Here is a 21,265-nt window from a genome sequence, read left to right as displayed (position 1 = left end):
AGGTTTGGTAAGTTAGACTCTCTATTCGGATTATCCTATTTATATTCTAACTTCAACAGGTCTCATCCCGTTTGGGATGAGTGGATTGAAATTTCCATATTTACGATGAAGAAGTCCAAGCGTTAGCAGTCTCATCCCGTTTGGGATGAGTGGATTGAAATCTTTTTGAACGGCACCAATCGCTATTTTGTTCATGGTCTCATCCCGTTTGGGATGAGTGGATTGAAATATTGGATGTGTTTATCCACGTGGGGAAGAGTCGGTCTCATCCCGTTTGGGATGAGTGGATTGAAATATGAGTTAAATTCTTTTAATTTAATACACACATACAGTCTCATCCCGTTTGGGATGAGTGGATTGAAATTGTCGATAAAAGGCATCGACTCAGGCCATTCAAAACGTCTCATCCCGTTTGGGATGAGTGGATTGAAATGCCGTACTTTTCCGCGATATAGTCCGCGTACGCGTCTCATCCCGTTTGGGATGAGTGGATTGAAATAGATACACGGAATCAGACAACCAAGACAACACGTTGTCTCATCCCGTTTGGGATGAGTGGATTGAAATAGGATAACGTCATTTACTCGGTACCTAAACAGACGTCTCATCCCGTTTGGGATGAGTGGATTGAAATCCGTCACCAGCCAAGTGCCTGGCATGTCCATGTACGTCTCATCCCGTTTGGGATGAGTGGATTGAAATATATCCTTCGCCGAGTTTTCATCGCCAGCGTTGAGTCTCATCCCGTTTGGGATGAGTGGATTGAAATATGGGTAATGTGTTCGATATATGTTTTTTGTCTTAGTCTCATCCCGTTTGGGATGAGTGGATTGAAATATTGAAGAAAACGGGATTGTAGATGATTATAACAGTCTCATCCCGTTTGGGATGAGTGGATTGAAATATAATTATGTATATATTCTTTACGCAATCCTGGAGTCTCATCCCGTTTGGGATGAGTGGATTGAAATATGGCCGCCGCTTTTCGCTCTTTGATTTCCTCCGGGTCTCATCCCGTTTGGGATGAGTGGATTGAAATCCGTCGATTTTCGAACGGTAATGCTTTTCCTCAAAAGTCTCATCCCGTTTGGGATGAGTGGATTGAAATATAAAAAGTTGGTCTTTAAAAGCCGGCGGATTGAGTCTCATCCCGTTTGGGATGAGTGGATTGAAATCTGATTCAAAAGTCGTATTAAAAAATATTACAGGTCTCATCCCGTTTGGGATGAGTGGATTGAAATAGCTTACAAAACGTCACGACTTTTTTCGGTCCGGTCTCATCCCGTTTGGGATGAGTGGATTGAAATCGCGCAAAGTCGACCAGCATTGGGTGGCTGAATCGTCTCATCCCGTTTGAGATGAGTGGATTGAAATAGCTCCGGTTTTCTAACATGTTCAATCGTTTAATGTCTCATTCCGTTTGGGATGAGTGGATTGAAATACGTCGGACACCCACTTTCGGAAAGACCGATCGGTCTCATCCCGTTTGGGATGAGTGGATTGAAATATGGAGCAGGCGACATCCTTTTTGGCCGGCTTGAGTCTCATCCCGTTTGGAACTTAAGTGAGTCAGAAATGGAACCATTTAAAAAGGAGAATGAAACATATTTATAAATTTTCAGAAAACCTCTTGACTTTGTTACATTCCTTTTCTATGATAAATATACTTGTTGGATTGAAAGAAATAGGAAAAGTACATCCACACAAACGCGAAGAAAAGGAAAAGAGTCGAGGCCGGTTTCATAGAGAGCTGTTGTTTTGGTGAAAGACAGAAAACCCAAGTCGATTCCACTCACCTTGGAGCGGATGAAGCGAAACCAGTAGTTTCATACGGAGCCCCGCCGTTAAAAGGGAAGCAGTTGTTGGACTGTAAAGAGGTCATGGATATGGCAAAGAGAGTGGTACCGCGGGTAGTAAATCAACTCGTCTCTCAAGGTGAAAACCTTGAAGACGGGCTTTTTTTATATCCCGGTCTTTAAGGGAAAGATTAGGAGGAAAAACGAAATGATGGATGCAAACAAGTACAAGCCAGGTTATTTTCCGCCACAGGAAAATGAATATCGCTGGGTGAAAAAGGACCACATTGAACACGCCCCGATGTGGTGTTCCGTCGATTTGCGCGACGGCAACCAGGCCCTCGTCGTTCCAATGGATCTGGAAGAAAAACTCGAATTTTATCAAATGCTGCTGGAAATCGGCTTCAAGGAAATCGAAGTCGGGTTCCCCGCCGCTTCCGAAACCGAATATGAATTTTTACGCACATTGATCGACCACGACCTCATCCCCGACGACGTGACGATCCAGGTGCTCACCCAGTGCCGCGACCACATCATTCGCAAAACGTTCGAAGCCGTCAAAGGCGCGCCCCGCGCGGTGATCCACTTTTACAATTCCACCTCGCTGGCCCAGCGCGAGCAGGTGTTTAAAAAATCAAAAGAGGAAATCAAGCAAATCGCCATCGAAGGCGCCAGACTCGTTAAAAAATTGTCGCAGGAATACGAAGGCAATTTCCTGTTCGAATACTCGCCCGAAAGCTTCACCGGCACCGAAACCGACTACGCACTGGAAGTGTGCAACGCCGTACTCGACGTCATGCAGCCAACCCCGGACCGGCCGATGATCATCAATCTGCCCGTCACCGTCGAAATGTCGCTGCCACACGTCTACGCCAACCAAATCGAATACTGCTCGGACCGCTTAAAATACCGGGACGCCGTCATCCTCTCCACGCATCCGCATAACGACCGGGGAACCGGCGTCGCCGACACCGAGCTCGCCCTGCTCGCCGGCGCCCAGCGCGTCGAATGCTGCCTGTTTGGCAACGGAGAGCGCACCGGCAACGTCGACGCGATCACGCTGGCGATGAACATGTACACCCACGGCGTCGATCCAAAACTCGACTTCTCGAACATGCCATCCATTGTCGAACGCTACGAGCGCCTGACCCGGATGCACGTCTCGCCAAGACAGCCCTACGCCGGCCAGCTCGTGTTCGCCGCCTTCTCCGGCTCCCATCAGGACGCCATCGCCAAAGGCATGAAATGGCGGGAAGACAAAGAGCTGCTCGAATGGAGCGTGCCATACATCCCGCTCGATCCGCACGACGTGTCCAGAACGTACGACAGCGATGTCATCCGCATTAATTCCCAATCCGGAAAAGGCGGCATCGGTTACATCCTCGAAACGTCTTACGGCTACACGCTGCCGCCAAAAATGCGTGAACATTTCGGCTATACCGTCAAAAGCGTCAGCGACCACGCCCACAAGGAACTCAGTCCCGAGGAAGTGCTCGAAATCTTTGAAAAGACGTACGTCAACAAAGACCATCCGGTATATGTCCGTGAAGCGCACTTCAAACAAGGACGCATGACCGAAGCGACCGTGACCGCGCTCATCGGCGGCCGCAAAATCGAACTCGTCGCCGTCGGAAACGGACGTCTGGACGCCGTGTGCAACGCCCTGAAAGAAGGACTTGGCGTTTCCTTTACGCTTCAAAGCTACAACGAGCACTCGCTCGATCAAGGCTCGCACTCCCGCGCCGCCGGCTACGTCGGCATCGCCTGGGAAGACGGCCACTACACATGGGGCGCCGGAACCGACACCGACATCATCCGCGCCAGCATCAAGGCGCTCGTGAGCGCCATCAACAACGGTTTGAAAGAGGAGGAATAGGATTATGCCAATGACAATGACCCAAAAAATACTGGCCGCGCACGCCGGACTGGACGAAGTCAAAGCCGGCCAGCTCATCGAAGTCAAGCTCGACAGCGTGCTTGGCAACGACATCACGACACCCGTCGCCATCCGCGAATTTGACAAAGCCGGATTCGACAAAGTGTACGACAACGAGAAAATCAACATCGTACTCGACCACTTTGTTCCAAACAAAGACATCAAAGCCGCCCAGCAGTCCGCCGCCTGCCGCCAGTTCGCCAACCGCTTCGACATCAAAAATTTCTTCGATGTCGGAAAAATGGGCATCGAACACGCCCTTCTCCCCGAGCAGGGCCTCGTGACCGCCGGCGACTGTATCATCGGCGCCGACTCCCACACATGCACGTACGGAGCGCTTGGCGCGTTTTCCACCGGCGTCGGCTCCACCGACATGGCCTACGGCATGGCGACCGGCGAGGCGTGGTTCAAAGTGCCCGCCGCGATCCGCGTCGTGCTCACCGGCAAGCTGCCAAAATATGTGAACGGCAAAGACGTGATCCTGCATTTGATTGGTGAAATCGGCGTCGACGGCGCGTTGTATGAATCGCTCGAATTTACCGGCGAAGGCGTCGCGTCGCTCTCCATGGACGACCGTCTTTCCATCTGCAACATGGCGATCGAAGCCGGCGCCAAAAACGGTATTTTCCCCGTCGACGACGTGACCATCGCGTATTTGACCGGCCGCTCGAAACGGCCGTGGACCGTGTACGAAGCCGATCCGGACGCCGAATATGCGCGAACAATCGAAATCGACTTGTCCACGCTCGAGCCAACCGTCGCCTATCCGCACTTGCCGGAAAATACCCATACCGCAAAGGAAGGCAGCGCGATCGCCATCGACCAGGTCGTCATTGGCAGCTGCACGAACGGCCGCCTCGAAGATATGGAAGCCGCGTACCAGATTTTGAACGGAAAACAAGTCGCCGATGGCGTGCGCGTCATCATCATTCCGGCTACGATGCAAATTTACAAAGAATGCATCCGGCGCGGGTACACCGAAGCGTTCATCGACGCCGGCTGCGTCGTGTCGACGCCGACATGCGGGCCGTGCCTTGGTGGCTACATGGGCATTTTGGCCGAAAACGAACGCTGCATCTCCACGACGAACCGCAACTTTGTCGGCCGCATGGGCCACACAAGCTCCGAAGTGTACTTGGCCAGCCCGTACACGGCTGCGGCCAGCGCGCTCACCGGGTACATTACCGATCCAAGAGAGGAATGAGAATTATGGAAAACGTACAAGGAAAAGCATTTCAATTCAAAGACAACGTCGACACCGACGTCATCATTCCGGCCCGCTATTTAAACACGCCGGACGCCAAAGAACTCGCGCTTCACTGCATGGAGGACATCGACCCGGATTTTGTCAAGCAGGTGCGCTCCAACGACGTGATCGTCGCCGGATGGAACTTTGGCTGCGGCTCATCCAGAGAGCACGCGCCCCTCGCCATCAAGACAGCCGGGGTGGGCTGCGTCATCGCCAAAAGCTTCGCCCGCATCTTTTACCGCAACGCCATCAACATCGGCCTGCCGATTCTTGAATGCGAGGAGGCGGCCGACGCGATCGCGCCCGGCGACGAAGTGCACGTCGATTTCAAGACCGGCTTGATTACCGATTTGACCCAAAACAAAACGTGGCAGGCCGAACCGTTTCCGCCATTTATTCAACGCATTATCGACGCGGGCGGCCTCATGATGTCGTTGCGGGAGGAAAACGCATGAAAAAGAAAATTGGTGTGATCTGGGGCGATGGCTCCTCGCCCGAAATCGTCCGGGAGGCAATCGCGGTTCTCGATACGATCGCGAACAAGTACGGACACGAATTCGAATACACAAAGATCCTGATGGGCGGGGAAGCCATCGACGTCATGGGCGAGCCATTGCCGCAAAGCCAGCTCGACTTATGCCGCGCGCAGGATTCCGTGCTGCTTGGCGCCATCGGCGGTCCGAAATGGGAAGGCCTTCCCGGCGAGAAGCGACCGGAAAAAGGGCTGCTTGCCTTACGGGCCGGCATGGGCTTGTATGCCAACAACCGGCCGGCCAAAATCTGGCCTCAGCTCGCCGACGCCTCGCCGTTAAAAAAGGAAATCGTCGATCAGGGTATCGACTTTCTGATCGTGCGCGAGCTTATTGGCGGCGCGTATTTTGGCGAACACAAGCAGTTTGAGCAAAACGGGGAGCTTTGCGCCATCGACACGATGCCGTACTCGGAACATGAAATCGAGCGCATCGGCCGCATCGGATTCGAAACCGCGCGCAAACGCCGGAAAAAACTGTGCATGGTCGACAAACACAACGTGCTCGAAACGTCGCGTCTGTGGGTGAAGGTGTTCGACCGGTTGAAGGAAGACTATCCCGATGTCGAATACTCGACGATGTTTGTCGACAACTGCGCGATGCAAATCTGCAAAAATCCGGCCCAGTTCGACGTCATCGTGACGGAAAACCTGTTTGGCGACATCCTGAGCGACGAAGCGAGCGAAATTACCGGCAGCATTGGCATGATTCCAAGCTCCTCGCTTGGAAAGACGACCAACGGCTTGTACGAGCCGATCCATGGCTCGGCGCCCGATATTGCCGGAAAAAACATCGTCAATCCGATCGCGTGCATTTTGTCCGCCGCGATGATGCTTCGCTATTCGTTTGACATGGCCAGGGAAGCGGACGACATTGAGAAAGCCGTTGGCGCGGTGCTGGATCAGGGCCTGCGCACAGCCGACATGATGAGCGAGGGCATGATTCCGGTTGGAACGAAGGAAATGGGCGCGGCGATTCGCGCGAACATCGAAGTATAGGGAAATTCTCTATACTTTTTTCTTGCAAATAATATTATATGAAATATAATATAGTTAAAGGAGATAATATTATGGGATTTCAATATGGAGGAACCATTCTCGACTTGTGCGTCCTCGCTCTTGTATCCAAGGAAGACACGTACGGCTACAAGCTGACGCACGAAGTGAAAGAAACGTTGAATGTTTCCGAGTCGACGCTCTATCCGGTTTTGCGTCGTCTAACCAAGGAACAGTGCCTGTCCACGTACGACAAACCGTTTGATGGCCGCAATCGCCGGTATTACACGATTACCCCGCAAGGACGGGACCGGCTGAAAGCGTACGAACGCGACTGGAAAGCGTACATTCGGAAAGTGGAGGACATTTTGGAAAGGAGCCATGTATGACAAAACAACAATATATCCAAATCGTGCAGTACCAGCTCAATGGACTGGACGTCAAGGACGTCTCGGACGCGCTCGTGTACTTAAACGAATATTTCGAGGAAGCCGGTCCCGAGCATGAGCAGGACGTCATCGCCGAGCTGGGGGCGCCGGAAAAATACGCCGCCATCATCCGCGCGGATCTGGCCGCCAACGTGCCGCCTCGCATTCCCAACGCCGCAAGACAGCCGCAGCCGCAGTCAGCCCATTCGGCATGGAAGACGATTGGCGTCATCGTGCTGGGCATCTTCGCCCTCCCCATCGCGCTTCCGCTCGCGATCGCCGCGCTAGCACTCGTATTCGCCGCCATCGTCACGGTGCTCGCGCTGTTGTTTTCGCTGGGCATGGTGCTTCTGGCGCTCATCCTCGCGTTTTTCCTGTGCGTCTATCAGTTCGTGATGACGCTAGGAACCGACTTCATGGTTTCCATCTTCCTGCTGGGAATCATTTTGACAAGTGTCGGCGCGGTCATTCTCGTGTTTCTGGCTATCGGCTGGATCGTCAAAGTCGGTTTTCCGGCTTTGTCGCGCGGCATCGCCCGCCTGTATCGCAAATTGAGAAATCGAGGTGAATGAGATGAAACATAAAAAACTATGCATTGCCGGCATCGTCTGCGTGTTGAGCGGACTGCTGTTGTGCGCCATCGCCTACCGCAGCCGCGGGCCGGAACTGTTCGCGTACACGACGATTCGAAGCGACGGCAAACTGGGAAATGAAAACCATGGCGAACACCATACGTACGACATCGAAGGCGACTTTACGACATACAAGCTCGACGCGAACATTGGCGAAGTGGAAATCGTACGCGGCGACCGGTTCTCCATTGAAACGTGGAATTTGCCGGGTCTGGACGAAAAAGGCGGCACGCTGGAGTGGAGCGCCACGACCAAGGGAACGACGTACACGAACACCCTGACATCAAAAAAGGATGTCGTGTTCCATGATCTCGACCCGCGAATCCGGATCACCTTGCCAAAAACGGTGCGGACGGTCGATGTTAAAAACAACCTCGGCTCCGTTCAGCTGGAAAACCTGACGCTGGCGCATTGTGTTGTCGACGCCAACATGGGCAACGTGGAAGTGAAAAACAGCCAGTTCGACGAAGCGACGCTCGATTTGGATATGGGCTCGCTTGATTTCGACGGCATCGTGAAAAAGACGATGACTGTGGACTGCGGCATGGGCGACGTGGATCTCGCTCTGCTCGACAAACCGGAAAACTACACGATCGAGGCGGATTGCGACATGGGCGAAGTCGACATGGACGGCGATGAACACCATCCTCATCACGGGCCGGCGCTTGTGCAAATCGACGTCAACATGGGCAATGTGGACGTGTCGTTTGGAGGCTAGCATGATCCGGATTGCCAATCCAACCGATGTGTGCGCCTTAGCCGCCATCGAAGCCGCGTGCTTTCCGGTGGCGGAAGCCGCGACACCGGAACAAATCGCCCGGCGCGTCGAACAGTTTGGTCCTTACTTTCTCGTCCAGCAAATGGAAGGACAGATCGTCGGCTTCGTGAATGGAATGTGCACCAACGAACCCGACTTGCGCGACGCGATGTACGAGGACGCCGGTCTTCATGATCCGGATGGAAACCATGTGATGATTTTCGGCTTGGACACCCTGCCGGGGTGGCAGCATCAAGGTGTGGCCAAAACGCTGATGCGTTCCTTGATCGAACAGGCAAAACGCGACCGCAAAACATCCATCGTGCTGACGTGTAAAAAGCGGCTCGTTTCCTTTTACGAGCAGTTTGGCTACCGTAACGAAGGCCTGTCGGCGTCCACTCATGGCGATGTTGAATGGTTTCAAATGCGGCTGCCATTGCGGCCGGTTAACAAATAAGAAGAGGCAGACAGACGATTTTCTGTCTGTTTTCTTTCGAAAACGCTTTCGTTTTTTCGTGCAATGCACAAAAAATTGAAGTATCATACAATTAATGAAAACAACAGGAGGAAAAACGATGAACAGATTACAAAACAAAGTCGCGATCATTACCGGAGGAAATTCCGGGGTTGGCGCGGCGACGGCCAAACTTTTCGCGCAAGAAGGCGCCAACGTCGTTATCACCGCCCGCCGGGCCGACAAATTAAAGGAGGTGGCGCAAGCCATCGAGGCGAATGGCGGGAACGTCCTGACGGTCACAACCGATATTTCCAAGCTGGAAGACTGCGAGCGTTTAGTCGATGTCGTCAACGAATCGTTTGGATCGGTCGACATTCTTGTCAACAACGCGGGCGTGCTGGAAGAGGGTTTGAAGCCAATCGACAAATTCGAGGACGAGGATCTCGCCCGGCTGCTGCAAACGAATACAATCGGCACGATGGATTTGATGCGCGCCGTGCTTCGCAACGAAAACGGGGAGCGTCCCATCAGCATCGTGAACGTCGACTCGATTGCCGGCCTTCTTGGCTGCGGCGGCGCGGCGTACGTCGCGTCCAAGGCGGCGGTTTTAGGCATTACCAAACACACGGCGCTTCGTTACGCGGGAACCAACATCCGCTGCAACGCCGTATGCCCGGGAACGATCGTAACGCCGATGGTGGCGGGTATGCGGCCGGACAATATGAACATGGATATGTTTTCCCAGATGGCCAAGCACGCGGATTTGAAGGTGCGGCCGTGCCAGCCGGAAGACGTGGCCAATCTCGTCTTGTTTTTGGCAAGCGACGAATCCAAGGCTCTGACCGGCAACGTGCTGACAAGCGATTTTGGCAGTTCGCTTTAGAAAGGAGTTGGGAATATGGCATTTGTGGAAGTGAATTTTTTCTCGCAGGCGCTGCTGCGCCAGACGACGTTCCGGGCGATCATTCCGTGCGACAAGATGTATTTTGACGGCCGGATCCGGCAGGAGAAACCGTTCAAGACGCTGTACTTGCTGCACGGAGTCTTTGGCGACTGCACCGACTGGATTAACGGCACGCGCATCCAGCGCTGGGCGCAGGACCGCAACCTGGCGGTCATCATGCCGTCGGGTGAAAACAAGTTTTACGTCGACCATGAAAAATCAACCGACAAATTTTCGCAGTACATCAAGGAGCTCGTCCTTGTATCCAGAAACATGTTCCATCTTTCACACAAGCGGGAGGACACGTTTATCGCGGGATTGAGCATGGGCGGCTACGGGGCGGTGACCAACGGGTTGAAGTACAGCGACTTGTTTTCGCACATCGCCGGCCTGAGCGCCGCGCTCCAAATCGAGGACTTCGTGCACGCCACGGAAGACGCGCCGATGCCAATCGCGCGCCGTTCGTATTTGGAAAGCGTGTTTGGCGACCTTGACAAGCTGCCTGGCTCCGACAAGGATTTTCGTACGCTGGCCAAAACGCTGGCGAAAAGCGGCAAGCCGCTGCCGAAAATGTATTTGACGTGCGGAACCGAGGACGCGCTCATGACGTGTAACCGCGCGTTCCGGGACGAGCTGGAAGCACTCGGCTACGACGTGACGTGGAGGGAAGGCCCGGGCGGCCATGACTGGGATTTCTGGGACCGCTGGATCCTCGACGTGTTGTCCTGGCTGCCGCTGGACGCGCCGGAGGAAGCGGTGTCGAGCGGCAACGTGCAGGAGAAAGAACAATGAGCAAGGCGATCCTGCTCGATATCGACGGGACGCTGCTCAATTCGAAAAAGGAGCTGACGCCACGCACGAAGGACGCGCTGCTGAAAGCCCAGGCGCAAGGCTGCCGGCTCGTTCTCGCGTCGGGTAGGCCGGTCAACGGGCTGGCGGGCCTGGCAAAAGATTTGAAAATGGATGAATATGGCGGACTGCTTGTCGCCTTCAATGGCGGCATGGTGCTCGACGCCAAAACCGGCGAAGTGCTTTTTGAGCGGGCGATGCGCGTGGAAGAGAGCCAAGCCGTGCTCGAGCATATGAAAAAGTTCGACGTCGTCGTGCTCGTCGACCATGGCGAATACATGTTTACCAACGATGTGTTCAAAACGATTGAGCGGGATGGAAAACCGTTCAACGTCGTCGAATACGAGGCGCGAAGCAACCGGTACCGGTTATGCGAAATAAAGGATCTCGTCGCGTTTGTCGATTTTCCGACCCACAAGATCCTGGTCGCGGGCACGCCTTCGTATTTGCGCGCGCACGCCCAAGAAATGGCCAAACCGTTTGACGGGGTGCTTAACAGTATGTTCACCGCCGATTTTTACTACGAGTTTACCGCCCAAGGCATCGACAAAGCCGAAGCGCTGCGGCAGTCGCTGGACAAGGCGGGGTTTGCCCCAAAGGAGGCGATCGCGTTTGGCGACGCCCAAAACGACGCCTCCATGCTGGCGTGGGCGGGAACCGGCGTGGCCATGGGCAACGCGGTGCCTTCGCTGAAAGCCGCGGCCGATTTTGTGACGGCAAGCAACGACGAGGATGGAATCGCCCGCTATTTGGAAGCCCGGGTGCTGAAAGCCGGTGGAAGCAAAATCGTTGAAAAGCCGACCAATCCTGCTATGATGGAGGCATAAGGAAGATATCGTCGGATATCTCGGACCCGCTTTCCCTGGAATGATTCAGGTATGTTTTCGCTTTCGACCGATCTGGCCCGCGAATCCTTAGGAACGATCCAATCTTATAGCGGAAGCAAAACAATGGTGATGCGTGGCGTCTCGAAATTCGTTCAGAGCACAAGAGGCAACCCGAACTGGCGGACACCGTTTGGCGCAAAAGTCAAACGACAAGGATCGTCAAAATGGGCGCAAAGGCGCCCGGTTGGATTGGACGTTCGAGAAGCAATCATCGGCTCGAAGACAGCAAAATAGTGAGTTGCTGTCTTTTTTTGTTGCGCATTATATCGCTATGCGATATAATGGAGTCAGATATAACGTTAGGCGATATATTGAGCCGCGATAGAAGGAGGAAAGCCAATGAATCCGGATTTGCCATTGACGGAAACGATTTACTATATCCTGCTCGTCCTGCACCGGCCGCTGCATGGATATGGCATCGCCAAAGAGGTGGAGGAACTAACGGCGGGCCGCGTGACACTTGGTGCAGGCACCTTGTATGGAGCGATCAAAAACCTGTCGAAAAAAGGATGGATCCGCGTATACAAGGATGAGGAGGACGCGCGCCGGAAGAAGGAATACATTTTGACGGACGAAGGACGCCGCGTATTTGACGAAGAGCAAAAGCGATTGAAAAAAATGCTGGAAGACGCGAAGAAAGTGAGGGAATCGTATGAGAAAGTTTAAACTGATGTTCGACAAGGACAAGGAAATCGAATGGCTGAACGCCATGTGTCAAAACGGGTGGGCGCTCAAGCGCTTCAAGTACGGCCTCTACACGTTTGAACCGTGCGTGCCGGGCGAATACGTCTTCGATACCGACTTGAACGACAACGTGCTGACGCTCTCCTCCGGGTATCGGGAGCTGCTCAAGGAAATGGACATCGAGTTTCTTTGCTGCTCGGGCTTTTGGTTTCTGGTGCGCCGCAAGGCGTCGTACGGACCGCTCGAACTGTATACCGATTACGAATCGAAGATCGGCCAGTACCGCAAGATCCGCAACATGTTCAAGGCCGTCGCCATCCTGGAGCTTCTTGTCATGTATATGCAGTTGTACGCGTACTGGATGGATCGGGACTGGATCTTTCTGGCGGCGGCGGTTGTGCTGTTTTTGATGTTCTTCACTTTGCTGCGGGGCGCGATCGCGATGAACGAGCGGGTGGAGCAGCTGAAAGCCGCTTCGCAAGGCGGGACGTGGCGCAAAACAAAAAAAGACCGCTGCCTGCTTGTGATCGTGCTCGGCATGCTCATCACATCGGTCGGCGTTCTGGACATTTTCCCGTATCCATTCAACGAGCTGCTGTCGGGCGCCGGTTTCGGAATCGAGCTGGGCGCGCTGTTCGTGCTGCTTCGAACAAAAAATAAATTTTCCGCTTCCGAGTAGATGGTATAATAAACAAAAAGAAAGAGGAGTACGAGGATGAAAATTACGGTGAATTTGTACTACACAGGCCAAAACGGAAGCGCCAGGGCGTTTGTGAAGGAAATGGTTGAATCCGGTGTCGTGGACGCGATTCGAAACGAGGACGGCAACGAGCGCTACGAGTATTTTTTCAGCGCCGACGATCCGGAAACCGTCATGCTGATCGACCAGTGGCGCGATCAGGCTGCCATCGACGCCCACCACGCGTCGTGGATGATGGAAAAGCTAACCGCGCTGCGCGAAAAATACGACTTGCACATGCGCGTCGAGCGCTTTACGCCCATCGAAAACGAAGCGAAGGACGAGCGCTTTATCCGGTCATGAAGGACACGACGAAAGCGCGTATCCGCCGTTTTAGCGAGGAACGGGACTGGGAACAATACCATTCGCCCGCCAATCTGGCCAAGTCGATCGTGATCGAGGCGGCCGAGCTGCTCGAGTGCTTCCAATGGAGCGACACAGATTTCAACGAGGCGCATGTGAAAGAGGAGCTTGCGGATGTGATGGTGTACTGTCAAAACATGCTGGATGCCTTTGGCTGGGACGAGGATGAGATCGTCAACGCGAAAATGACGCAAAACGAGCGCAAGTATCCGGTTGAGAAGGCGCGGGGAAACGCGAAAAAGTATACGGAATTGTAGATGGAGCGAAACAGCGTTCCATCTTTTTTCTAAGCGTTTTCAGGAAGAAGCGATTTTGTTACAATGAGGGTGAAAGTCAAGGAAAAAGGAGGAGAATATGAGCAAAATCGTTTTTTTGGATGTGGATGGCACGCTAATCGACTACTCGGCGCATTGCCCGGCATCCGCGAAGGAAGCCGTGGACAAGGCGCGGGCCAACGGACACAAGGTGTACATTTGCACCGGCTGCTCGAAGGCGGAAATCGAACAGCGCGAGCTGCCGGAACTCGACGGCATGATTGGTGGCAACGGGGCGTATGTGGAGGACGCCGGCGAAGTCGTCATGCATCAAGGCTTGTCAAGAGAGGACGTCAAGCGCATCGTGGACTGGTGCAACGAGCGTCAGCTTGGTTTTTACTTGGAAGCCAACTCGGGCATGTACGCCAACCACTACATGAAAGAGCAGGGGCCGGCGGTCATGTTCCGGTATGGAACGGGCAAGGGCGCCGACGAAATGACCGCCAAGGAAGCGGCGGCTAATTTTGTGAACAGCTTCATTTACGCCGAGGGCGAGGATTTGTATCGCGACGACGTGAACAAGATTAGCTTTATTTTGTCCGACTATCAGGACCATCTCGATTCGAAGACGGAGTTCCCGGATTTGATCGCGAACACGTGGGGCGGCAAAGGAGAACTGGCGCTCTTTGGCGATCTTGGACCGGCCGGCATCACGAAAAAGAAGGCGATCGAAGTGCTGCTCGATCATTTGAACGCGGACCAGAAAGACACCATTTCGTTTGGCGACGCCAAAATCGACTTGTCGATGTTCGAGCTTTGCGCCTACAACGTCGCGATGGGCAACGGTGGTGTGGAAATCAAGGAGGCAGCCGACTACATCACGGACGACGTGAACGAAAACGGGTTGTACAACGCGTTTGAATACTTGAACTTGTTTTAGAAAGAAGGCTTGAAATGGCAGTGTATGTGATTGGTTCGATGAATATCGACATGTTTTTTGACGTGGACCATTTTGTGCGCCCAAAGGAGACGCTGATGCCAGTCCACAGCGAGGTGCTGCCCGGCGGGAAAGGACTCAACCAGGCGTGCGCCTGCGCCAGGGCGGGCGCGAAAACACGGATGGCGGGAAAAGCCGGAAGCGATGGGCAGCTATTGACGGACACGTTGAAGGCGGCGGGCGTCGACACGTCGTTTGTGGACATCCAAAGCGGGGGATTGAGCGGGCGCGCCATCATCCAAAGAGATCCGGACGCGGAAAACTGCATCCTGCTCGTGCCGGGAACCAACCACGATTTTAAGAAAGCCGATTTTGAGCGAATATTGCGTTTTGTGGACAAAGACGACATCGTCCTGATCCAAAACGAGATTTCCAATTTGAAAGATTTGGCGGCCTGCCTGCAAGAAAAAGACTGTTTCGTGGTGTTCAATCCCGCGCCTGTGACCAAAGATATCCCGGACGATCTTTCCTTTGTGTCGTGTCTTGTAGCCAACGAGGTGGAAATCGAGCAGCTGCTGAAAACCACCGGCGATCCGCAAACGTTGTGCGCGCAATGGCAAAACCGGTACCCCGGCTCGTCCATCGTTTTGACGCTGTCGTCGAAAGGATCCTTGTACATGGACGGAAAACGGACGTTGTTCATGCCCGCCTATCGAGTCGAGGCCAAGGACACGACCGGCGCCGGAGACACATACACCGGCTATTATTGCGCCATGCTTGACCAGGGCCGTTCGATCGAGGACGCGCTCCAATACGCTTCAGCCGCGTCGGCGCTGGCGGTGACGCGATCAGGCGCCGCCTCGTCGATTCCGGATCTTGAAGACGTCAAACATATGATCGGGGAAAACGAAAAAATTTCGCCGGTCGCGCTGTAAAAAAGCAGACACACTCGCAGGTCTGCTTTTTCTTTTACCGTATCGAAAGCTGCTGCAACGTCCACACGATGCCTTTGGCAAGCCGCAAGTCCGCATCCACAAAGTGGTTGCCCGGATTCCATTCTAGCACGCACGGGATATGGAGCGCCTTATAAAATCGGGCGAGCTTTTCCATGATCGTGCCGGTTTGGCGCAAATATGGATTGCTCGTACGCGATTCCTTGTCGCCCAGCGACAAATAAATCGCCTTCGGCTGGCCTTTCATGCTGTGGGTTGTGGCGAACTCGTAAAAGCCGGGATACCATACCGACCCGGACGCGCAGACGACGCCTTCGCACATCCTCGACATGTACGCCGCGTACAAAGCGAACAAGCCGCCCATGGAATACCCGGCCACGATGACCGGCGTGTCTGCCTGCAAGGTGCGCTTCGCCCAGGAAACCGCGTTTTGGACAATTTGCAAAAAACGAGGCGCGTCGCCGGTAAAATGGTCGTCGCGCTGCACGACCGGCTCGTGGGGCCACGGCGAAAGATCTTCGTCCCAGTGCAAATCGTCGAACACGAGCAAGTGAAAGGCGATCGGATCCAGACGGGCGCACACTTTCAAAACGGCGGGCGCGATTTGCGACGACGCGATCAGGACGATAAGAGGAGATGCGGGCTGTTCGCAGTCGTACAAGACGACTTGCCGCCCGTCGATTGTTGTGGGAATAGTTTTCATAAAGACTCCTTTCAAGGAAGGTGGAAAAAGTCGACCATCGGCTCGAATCCCATGCTTTCATACAATGGAATCGCGGGCTTGGACGCTTCGAGATAAATTTTTTGGACATCTCTTTTTTTCGCTTGTTCGACAAGCCACGACACGATTTGGCGGCCGGTTCCTTTTTTGCGTCGCGACGGGAGGACGTAGATGTTCATCAAATACGCGCAGCGGCCGTTCGGGTTGTCGGGACTTGGCATTTCGTCATACAGGCATACCCCGCCGCAGCCAACGATTTCGCCCTCGTCCACCGCGAAACAGGCGATATGGGAGCCATCGGCCAAATGGCGCGCGTAGTAGGCCTCGTTTTGGGCTTTCAAAGCCGTCATCGGGTCGTTCGCGGGTACATCGAACACTTCGCGCAACACGATCATGCGCCAGGTCATGAGCGTGCCCAGCTCGCTGACGTCAACCAGCCGGATTTCCATCATGCCAGACTCCTTTCCAGTGCCTTGTAGTCCACTTTGCCGTTGGCTGTCATCGGCAGCCGGTCGCGAATCTCGAATTGTTCCGGAATCATGAACGGCGTCAGGTAGCGGGCCAGAAACGGTTTCAGCCCCGCAAGTCCGCTTTGTCCGTTTCGAAACACGATAAACGCTTTCATGTGGGAGCGATCCATCTGGTCGCGCCACACGACCACGGCGGCTTGCTTCACGTCCGGGTATTGATGGAGGACGCTTTCCACCTCGTCGGGTTCGACTCGTTTGCCCTCGATCATGATTTGACGATCCTTTCGGTGCAAAAACGCGAGGTTGTGGTCGGGCAGCACGTAGCCCAGATCCCCGCTGCGGTACAGGCGGCTTCCATCGGCCCGCGTGACAAACGCCTCGTTTTCCTTGGCGTGGTCGCCAATGTAGCCAAGGCTCACGCCGCCCCCTTCGATGCAAATCTCACCCACACATCCTTCCGGTACTTCGTTGCCGGCTTTATCCAAAATGCGAATCGTCGTGTCCAGCACCGGATGGCCGATTGGAAACGTGCCATCCGCCAGCGCCTCGCCCTGGCTGGCGTTGTAGTATGAGCAGCAAACGGTTGTCTCGGAAGGACCGTACGTGTCGTAGACAACGACTTTGTCCCGGATGCGGTCGATTTGGCTGGCGCGCAAAACGTCGCCGCCGGAAATGAGAAGCTTCAGCCCGCAAGGAACGACGCCTTCCTCGTTCATGCGTTCCACCATAACCGGAAACACGCTCATGCTTGTGCAGCGATGCCGCGCGCAAAAATCCATCAGCGCGTGAAAGTCGCGGCGTGTGTCGCCCTCGGGCATGACGAGCGTGCCGCCCGACAGCAGTGTGGTAAACACTTCCTCGACGAAAATATCGAATGTGCACACGCTGGATTGCAGCATGCGGGTGCGCGGGTCGGGATAAAACTCGTGTTGGAACGCGCGAACGTAATGGCAGACGTTGCCATGCGTGACGCACACCCCTTTGGGACGACCGGTCGTTCCGGACGTGTACAAAATGTAGGCGGGCGTTTCGCTCGCGATCGGACGTGGCGTAAACGGCTTGGGTAGGCGGGCGAGCAAGACGTCGATAGGGGCAACCGAAGAAAGCCCGGCGAGGTCGTCGGCATGGGACGCGTCGGTGACGATTTGGTCGACGCCCGCCTCGGCCAGCATGATTTCGATGCGCCGGCTCGGAAAGCCGGGTTCGATGGGCACGTAGGCCGCGCCCGCCTTTAAAACGCCAAGCATGGCCGCGATCATTTCGAAGCTATGCTCCATGAGGATGGCGACGTGGCGGCAGTCTTGAAGCCGGACGGCGATTTGGTCGCTCAAGGCGTCCAGCTCGCGATAGGATAAGAAATGGTGGTCGTCCTGGAGCGCCGCATGGTTTGGAAACGTGGCGACGACGTTTTGAAACCAGTCGACAAGGTTGTATTTAGAAGATTTCATATGAAAAGTATAGCGCGGTTTGTTTTTGAAAGGCGAGCGAAGCGCAACGGCGCCCTGTTTTTCGGCATTCGGGCGTGGTAAAATAAGTCCATGAACAACAAGGAAAAATTTATTCAAATTTACAAGGAAAACATTCAGCGTCCGGGCGCGGACAAGTTTTTGGAGTATTTGTGCTCGAAGCATTCGGACTTTTTCGACGCGCCGGCTTCGACGCGCTTTCATGGCAACTACAAAGGCGGGCTGGTCGAACATTCCCTGCACGTCTACGAGTGCCTGAAAGACTATTTGGCGCGGCCGCGCTGCCACGACGAATACAAAATGGAGTATTCGCAAGAAACGATCGCGATTGTCGCGCTGCTGCACGACATCTGCAAAATCAACGTGTACAAGGAGTCGACCCGCAACAAAAAGGTGAACGGTCAGTGGGTGCAGGTGCCGTATTACGAGTTCGATGACAAGATCCCGTTCGGGCATGGCGAAAAGTCGGTTTACATCCTGCAAAGCTATTTTCATTTGACACGAGAGGAGGCGTTCGCCATCCGCTACCATATGGGCTTTTCGAACGAGGATCCGGCGCGCAATGTCGGATACAGCTTCGAGCATTATCCGCTGTCGTTCGCATTGAGCACGGCGGATATGGAGGCGACGTATTTTCTCGACCGGACCGAGGAATCGTAAAAAAAAGCATCCGGCAGGCCGGAGCTGTCTTGTTCTTTTATAATGATGGGGATGAGAAACGGCTCATCCGGAGGTAGGATATGAGTGTAATCAAACTGGCACCGTATGCCAAATGCTATGAATGGGGCGGCCAGGCGCTACGCGCGTTCGGCGTGACGCAAGAAGGCCCGATTGCCCAGCAGTGGGAGCTTCGCGTCAACAGCGAGAATCCGTCCGTTGTCGTGACAGGATGTTGGGCGGGGCAAACGCTTAAGCGCTATATCGAGGAAAATCCGGACAAGGCGGGCACGCTCGCGAAAGCGTATCCGTATTTTCCGATTTCAATCGTGCTGGTCGACAATCAAAAACCGTCGATGATCCAGGTGGATCCGGATCCGGAAAAGATCCAGGCGTTGTATATTTTGAGCGCGAAGAAGGACGGGTGCGTGTATTGCGGCTTCGACGCGGCCATGACGCGCGACGAGCTTGTTTCGCACGTCGAGCAAGGTACGCTGGGCTCTTTGATCCGGCCGGTTCCCGTGCAGGCGGGCGACGCGCTCGTGATCGAGCCGGGAACCGTCTACGCGATTGGCGCGGATGTGCAGTATTTGGCCGTTCAGCAAGACGCGCCGCTTCGTTCCTTTTCTTTCGCGCAAGTGCTTGACGCGGTTCGGCTGCAAGGGGCTGCTCTTCAAAAGGAGGCGGACCGGCAAATCGTCGGGGACGGACAGGCGAATACGACGCTGCTGGCCGACACGGACGTTTTCGCGATGTTTCGCACCGTTTGCGATGGCGAGGTGACGATTCATCAGGACGCGGACTCGTTTGGCTCCATCGTTGTTTTGGAAGGAAGCGCGGTCATCACGCACGAGGATTCGATCGTGCACGCGCAAAAGGGCGACTCGATTTGGATCGACGCCGGCACCCGCGATGTGCGGCTTGTTGGCAACTGCGTGTATGTGTACACGGTTTTGACGCAATAAAGGAAAGAAAGAGCAACGCCCGGGACGGTTTGGTTCCGGGCGTTGTACTGGTTTATAGCTTTCGCTGGAGGGCGATGGCAAGACCTAAAAACTCGACGTCGTCGGCGTGGACGGCAAGTTCCTGCTCGTAGTCGGTTTGGACCCGGAAGACGAGCAAGTCGCCATAGCGATGGTACCGGCGTATGAGAATGTCGCCATGATGGCGAATGGCGACGATGGAGCCGGACGGATACCGGGGACGCGTCACGAAAAACACGAGGTCGTTTTTTTCGATATGGGCCCAGCGCATGGCGTCGTCGGTGGCGTACAAACAAAAGTCTGCGACAATGGCGGTGTCGACGCGCTGGGTCGTGCCCAGCAGCGGGACGTCGTTGGCGCGAACAGGTTGCGCTTGCGCCTCAATGCCCATCAAGTCGGCGAACGACATGTCGAGCGCTTCGGCGAGGCTACGCACGATTTTCTGGCTGACGGGACGCCCTTTTTCGATTTTGTTAATGGAGGAACGCGAAGTGTAGCCCATTTTCTTGGCGAGCTCGTCCTGGGAGAGCCCGAGCTCGATTCGTCTTTTTTTTACTTTTTCGGCAAGGTTCATGCCTTTATTATACACAAAATACGGAATTGAATTTTCACTTTGCGATCATTTACTTTTCTTTTGTTCGGTGAGAAAATGAGAGCGACTAAAGGAGAAAAGGATAGTATGAAACAAAATCTGCATACCCACACTGTTTATTGTGACGGCAAGGATACTGTGGAGGAAATGGTTCTGGAAGCCATCGACCGCGGCTTTGACTCGATTGGATTTTCCGGACACGGATACAACCATCCATACGACGTGATGTCGATGGACGAGGCGCGCGAGGAACAATACATGCGCGACATTTACCACGCCAACGCGCTTTACGACGGACGCATTCGCATTTACTTAGGCATCGAGGAGGACTCGATTGGCAAGCGGTTCAGCCACGACGACTACGAATACATCATTGGCAGCGTCCATTTTGTCGTCAAAGACAACGACGTGGCGCCAGTCGACTACTCCCAGGCCCGCTTCGAGCAGGTTTTGACGGACTGGTACGAGGGCGATATCTTGAAAATGGCCCACGATTACTACGAAGGCGTCAAAGAAGTGGCGCGGCGCGAGGAAGTCGACATCATCGGCCATGTGGATTTGATTGCCAAATACAACGAGGACGGCCGCTATTTCCGGTTTGAGGATCCAGCGTATTTGGCGATGGCGTTTGACGCGATCGACGTCGGCATCGCCAACGGAAAGATTTTTGAAATGAACACGGGCGCGATCGCCAGAGGCTATCGTCGTCTGCCGTATCCGCATTTGACGCTGTTGAAGCACATTCACGATCATGGCGGAATGATTTGCATAAGCAGCGACTGCCACAACCGGGCGAATCTCGATTTGGGATTCGACCAGTGTCTGGCGCTGGCGAAGGCGGCTGGATTCCGGTCGATCATGATTCTTACGGATGAAGGGTTCCGGCCCTTCGCAATCGAGGATATCGAAAGCTAAAGTAAAAAAAGACCTTGGATGCAATGTCATTTAGTTAAGAAATGGCTTAACCATCTGGAGATTAATTTCCAG

25 protein-coding genes, 1 CRISPR repeat array and 1 other annotated feature are annotated in these 21,265 nt (G+C 54.3%); of the genes, 21 read left to right on the top strand and 4 right to left on the bottom strand.

All coding sequences use genetic code 11. The features are described from left to right. Positions 1 to 59 precede the first annotated feature (59 nt). Positions 60 to 1,507: direct repeats of the CRISPR family, unit length 33 nt; unit sequence GTCTCATCCCGTTTGGGATGAGTGGATTGAAAT. A gap of 196 nt (positions 1,508 to 1,703) precedes the next feature. Then, positions 1,704 to 1,934, top strand: a binding site (T-box leader). Between the two features lie 70 nt (positions 1,935 to 2,004). The 18 genes from E5336_RS11425 to E5336_RS11340 all read left to right on the top strand — a co-directional run bounded on the left by E5336_RS11425 (position 2,005) and on the right by E5336_RS11340 (position 15,371). Then, a complete protein-coding gene (locus E5336_RS11425) occupies positions 2,005 to 3,672 on the top strand; it encodes a 2-isopropylmalate synthase (protein WP_135981229.1) in 1,668 nt (555 codons plus the stop codon). 4 nt (positions 3,673 to 3,676) lie between these two features. Further along, positions 3,677 to 4,936 carry a 3-isopropylmalate dehydratase large subunit gene (gene leuC, locus E5336_RS11420; RefSeq protein WP_135981228.1) on the top strand — a complete coding sequence of 420 codons (1,260 nt, stop codon included), beginning with the start codon at positions 3,677 to 3,679 and terminating at the stop codon, positions 4,934 to 4,936. Between the two features lie 5 nt (positions 4,937 to 4,941). Further along, positions 4,942 to 5,436: a 3-isopropylmalate dehydratase small subunit gene (gene leuD / locus E5336_RS11415; protein ID WP_135981227.1), complete on the top strand. Its 495-nt coding sequence runs from the start codon at positions 4,942 to 4,944 to the stop codon at positions 5,434 to 5,436. After that, positions 5,433 to 6,509, top strand: a complete 1,077-nt coding sequence (leuB, locus tag E5336_RS11410; RefSeq protein ID WP_135981226.1) for a 3-isopropylmalate dehydrogenase — start codon at positions 5,433 to 5,435, stop codon at positions 6,507 to 6,509. Before leuD ends, leuB begins: the two co-directional genes overlap by 4 nt. A 71-nt stretch (positions 6,510 to 6,580) precedes the next feature. Beyond that, positions 6,581 to 6,895, top strand: coding sequence for a PadR family transcriptional regulator (locus E5336_RS11405; RefSeq protein ID WP_135981225.1), 315 nt, complete (start codon positions 6,581 to 6,583; stop codon positions 6,893 to 6,895). After that, positions 6,892 to 7,506, top strand: a complete 615-nt coding sequence (locus tag E5336_RS11400) for a DUF1700 domain-containing protein (protein WP_135981224.1) — start codon at positions 6,892 to 6,894, stop codon at positions 7,504 to 7,506. Before E5336_RS11405 ends, E5336_RS11400 begins: the two co-directional genes overlap by 4 nt. A gap of 1 nt (position 7,507) precedes the next feature. Beyond that, positions 7,508 to 8,284: a DUF4097 family beta strand repeat-containing protein gene (locus E5336_RS11395; protein WP_135981223.1), complete on the top strand. Its 777-nt coding sequence runs from the start codon at positions 7,508 to 7,510 to the stop codon at positions 8,282 to 8,284. 1 nt (position 8,285) lies between these two features. Then, complete coding sequence (locus E5336_RS11390) at positions 8,286 to 8,780, top strand: GNAT family N-acetyltransferase (protein WP_135981222.1); 495 nt, start codon at positions 8,286 to 8,288, stop codon at positions 8,778 to 8,780. A 118-nt stretch (positions 8,781 to 8,898) separates the two neighbouring features. Continuing rightward, positions 8,899 to 9,663, top strand: a complete 765-nt coding sequence (locus E5336_RS11385; RefSeq protein WP_135981221.1) for an SDR family NAD(P)-dependent oxidoreductase — start codon at positions 8,899 to 8,901, stop codon at positions 9,661 to 9,663. A 15-nt stretch (positions 9,664 to 9,678) separates the two neighbouring features. Further along, the gene (locus E5336_RS11380; protein WP_135981220.1) at positions 9,679 to 10,515 is read left to right on the top strand and encodes an alpha/beta hydrolase; all 837 of its coding nucleotides are present in this window, start codon (positions 9,679 to 9,681) and stop codon (positions 10,513 to 10,515) included. Then, on the top strand, positions 10,512 to 11,399 hold the full coding sequence (locus E5336_RS11375) for a Cof-type HAD-IIB family hydrolase (RefSeq protein ID WP_135981219.1): 888 nt from the start codon (positions 10,512 to 10,514) through the stop codon (positions 11,397 to 11,399). Before E5336_RS11380 ends, E5336_RS11375 begins: the two co-directional genes overlap by 4 nt. A gap of 51 nt (positions 11,400 to 11,450) precedes the next feature. After that, the gene (locus E5336_RS11370; RefSeq protein ID WP_135981218.1) at positions 11,451 to 11,693 is read left to right on the top strand and encodes a hypothetical protein; all 243 of its coding nucleotides are present in this window, start codon (positions 11,451 to 11,453) and stop codon (positions 11,691 to 11,693) included. A gap of 105 nt (positions 11,694 to 11,798) precedes the next feature. Further along, positions 11,799 to 12,125, top strand: coding sequence for a PadR family transcriptional regulator (locus E5336_RS11365; RefSeq protein WP_135981217.1), 327 nt, complete (start codon positions 11,799 to 11,801; stop codon positions 12,123 to 12,125). Beyond that, complete coding sequence (locus E5336_RS11360; RefSeq protein ID WP_135981216.1) at positions 12,112 to 12,822, top strand: DUF2812 domain-containing protein; 711 nt, start codon at positions 12,112 to 12,114, stop codon at positions 12,820 to 12,822. The genes E5336_RS11365 and E5336_RS11360 overlap by 14 nt, the downstream gene beginning before the upstream one ends. A gap of 36 nt (positions 12,823 to 12,858) precedes the next feature. Continuing rightward, the gene (locus E5336_RS11355; protein ID WP_135981215.1) at positions 12,859 to 13,185 is read left to right on the top strand and encodes a putative quinol monooxygenase; all 327 of its coding nucleotides are present in this window, start codon (positions 12,859 to 12,861) and stop codon (positions 13,183 to 13,185) included. Further along, positions 13,182 to 13,502, top strand: coding sequence for a nucleotide pyrophosphohydrolase (locus E5336_RS11350; protein WP_135981214.1), 321 nt, complete (start codon positions 13,182 to 13,184; stop codon positions 13,500 to 13,502). The genes E5336_RS11355 and E5336_RS11350 overlap by 4 nt, the downstream gene beginning before the upstream one ends. A gap of 97 nt (positions 13,503 to 13,599) precedes the next feature. Further along, positions 13,600 to 14,439, top strand: coding sequence for an HAD family hydrolase (locus E5336_RS11345; protein WP_135981213.1), 840 nt, complete (start codon positions 13,600 to 13,602; stop codon positions 14,437 to 14,439). A 14-nt stretch (positions 14,440 to 14,453) separates the two neighbouring features. Further along, the gene (locus E5336_RS11340; protein WP_135981212.1) at positions 14,454 to 15,371 is read left to right on the top strand and encodes a ribokinase; all 918 of its coding nucleotides are present in this window, start codon (positions 14,454 to 14,456) and stop codon (positions 15,369 to 15,371) included. A 34-nt stretch (positions 15,372 to 15,405) separates the two neighbouring features. Here E5336_RS11340 and E5336_RS11335 read toward each other — a convergent pair whose 3' ends face one another. The 3 genes from E5336_RS11335 to E5336_RS11325 are packed head-to-tail and all read right to left on the bottom strand — an operon-like array spanning position 15,406 to position 18,028. After that, on the bottom strand, positions 15,406 to 16,092 hold the full coding sequence (locus tag E5336_RS11335) for an alpha/beta hydrolase (RefSeq protein WP_135981211.1): 687 nt from the start codon (positions 16,090 to 16,092) through the stop codon (positions 15,406 to 15,408). An 11-nt stretch (positions 16,093 to 16,103) separates the two neighbouring features. Next, entirely contained in the window at positions 16,104 to 16,562 is a 459-nt protein-coding gene (locus E5336_RS11330; RefSeq protein ID WP_277820860.1) for a GNAT family N-acetyltransferase, read from the bottom strand. Next, a complete protein-coding gene (locus E5336_RS11325; RefSeq protein ID WP_168353660.1) occupies positions 16,559 to 18,028 on the bottom strand; it encodes an amino acid adenylation domain-containing protein in 1,470 nt (489 codons plus the stop codon). The genes E5336_RS11330 and E5336_RS11325 overlap by 4 nt, the downstream gene beginning before the upstream one ends. A 90-nt stretch (positions 18,029 to 18,118) precedes the next feature. Here E5336_RS11325 and E5336_RS11320 point away from each other — a divergent pair, with 90 nt between their 5' ends. Both E5336_RS11320 and E5336_RS11315 read left to right on the top strand, forming a co-directional pair. Then, positions 18,119 to 18,706, top strand: coding sequence for an HD domain-containing protein (locus tag E5336_RS11320; protein ID WP_135981209.1), 588 nt, complete (start codon positions 18,119 to 18,121; stop codon positions 18,704 to 18,706). Between the two features lie 80 nt (positions 18,707 to 18,786). Beyond that, on the top strand, positions 18,787 to 19,668 hold the full coding sequence (locus E5336_RS11315; protein ID WP_135981208.1) for a hypothetical protein: 882 nt from the start codon (positions 18,787 to 18,789) through the stop codon (positions 19,666 to 19,668). 52 nt (positions 19,669 to 19,720) lie between these two features. On the opposite strand, the gene E5336_RS11310 is transcribed toward E5336_RS11315, so the two are convergent. After that, a complete protein-coding gene (locus E5336_RS11310) occupies positions 19,721 to 20,260 on the bottom strand; it encodes a helix-turn-helix domain-containing protein (RefSeq protein ID WP_135981207.1) in 540 nt (179 codons plus the stop codon). A 105-nt stretch (positions 20,261 to 20,365) separates the two neighbouring features. Between E5336_RS11310 and E5336_RS11305 the strand changes: the two genes are divergently transcribed. Continuing rightward, positions 20,366 to 21,193: a histidinol-phosphatase HisJ family protein gene (locus E5336_RS11305; protein WP_168353659.1), complete on the top strand. Its 828-nt coding sequence runs from the start codon at positions 20,366 to 20,368 to the stop codon at positions 21,191 to 21,193. Positions 21,194 to 21,265: the final 72 nt, after the last annotated feature.

It is taken from the genome of Dubosiella muris (assembly GCF_004793885.1).
GTDB lineage: Bacteria > Bacillota_I > Bacilli_A > Erysipelotrichales > Erysipelotrichaceae > Dubosiella > Dubosiella muris.
This window is presented reverse-complemented; position numbering and strand designations above follow the sequence as displayed.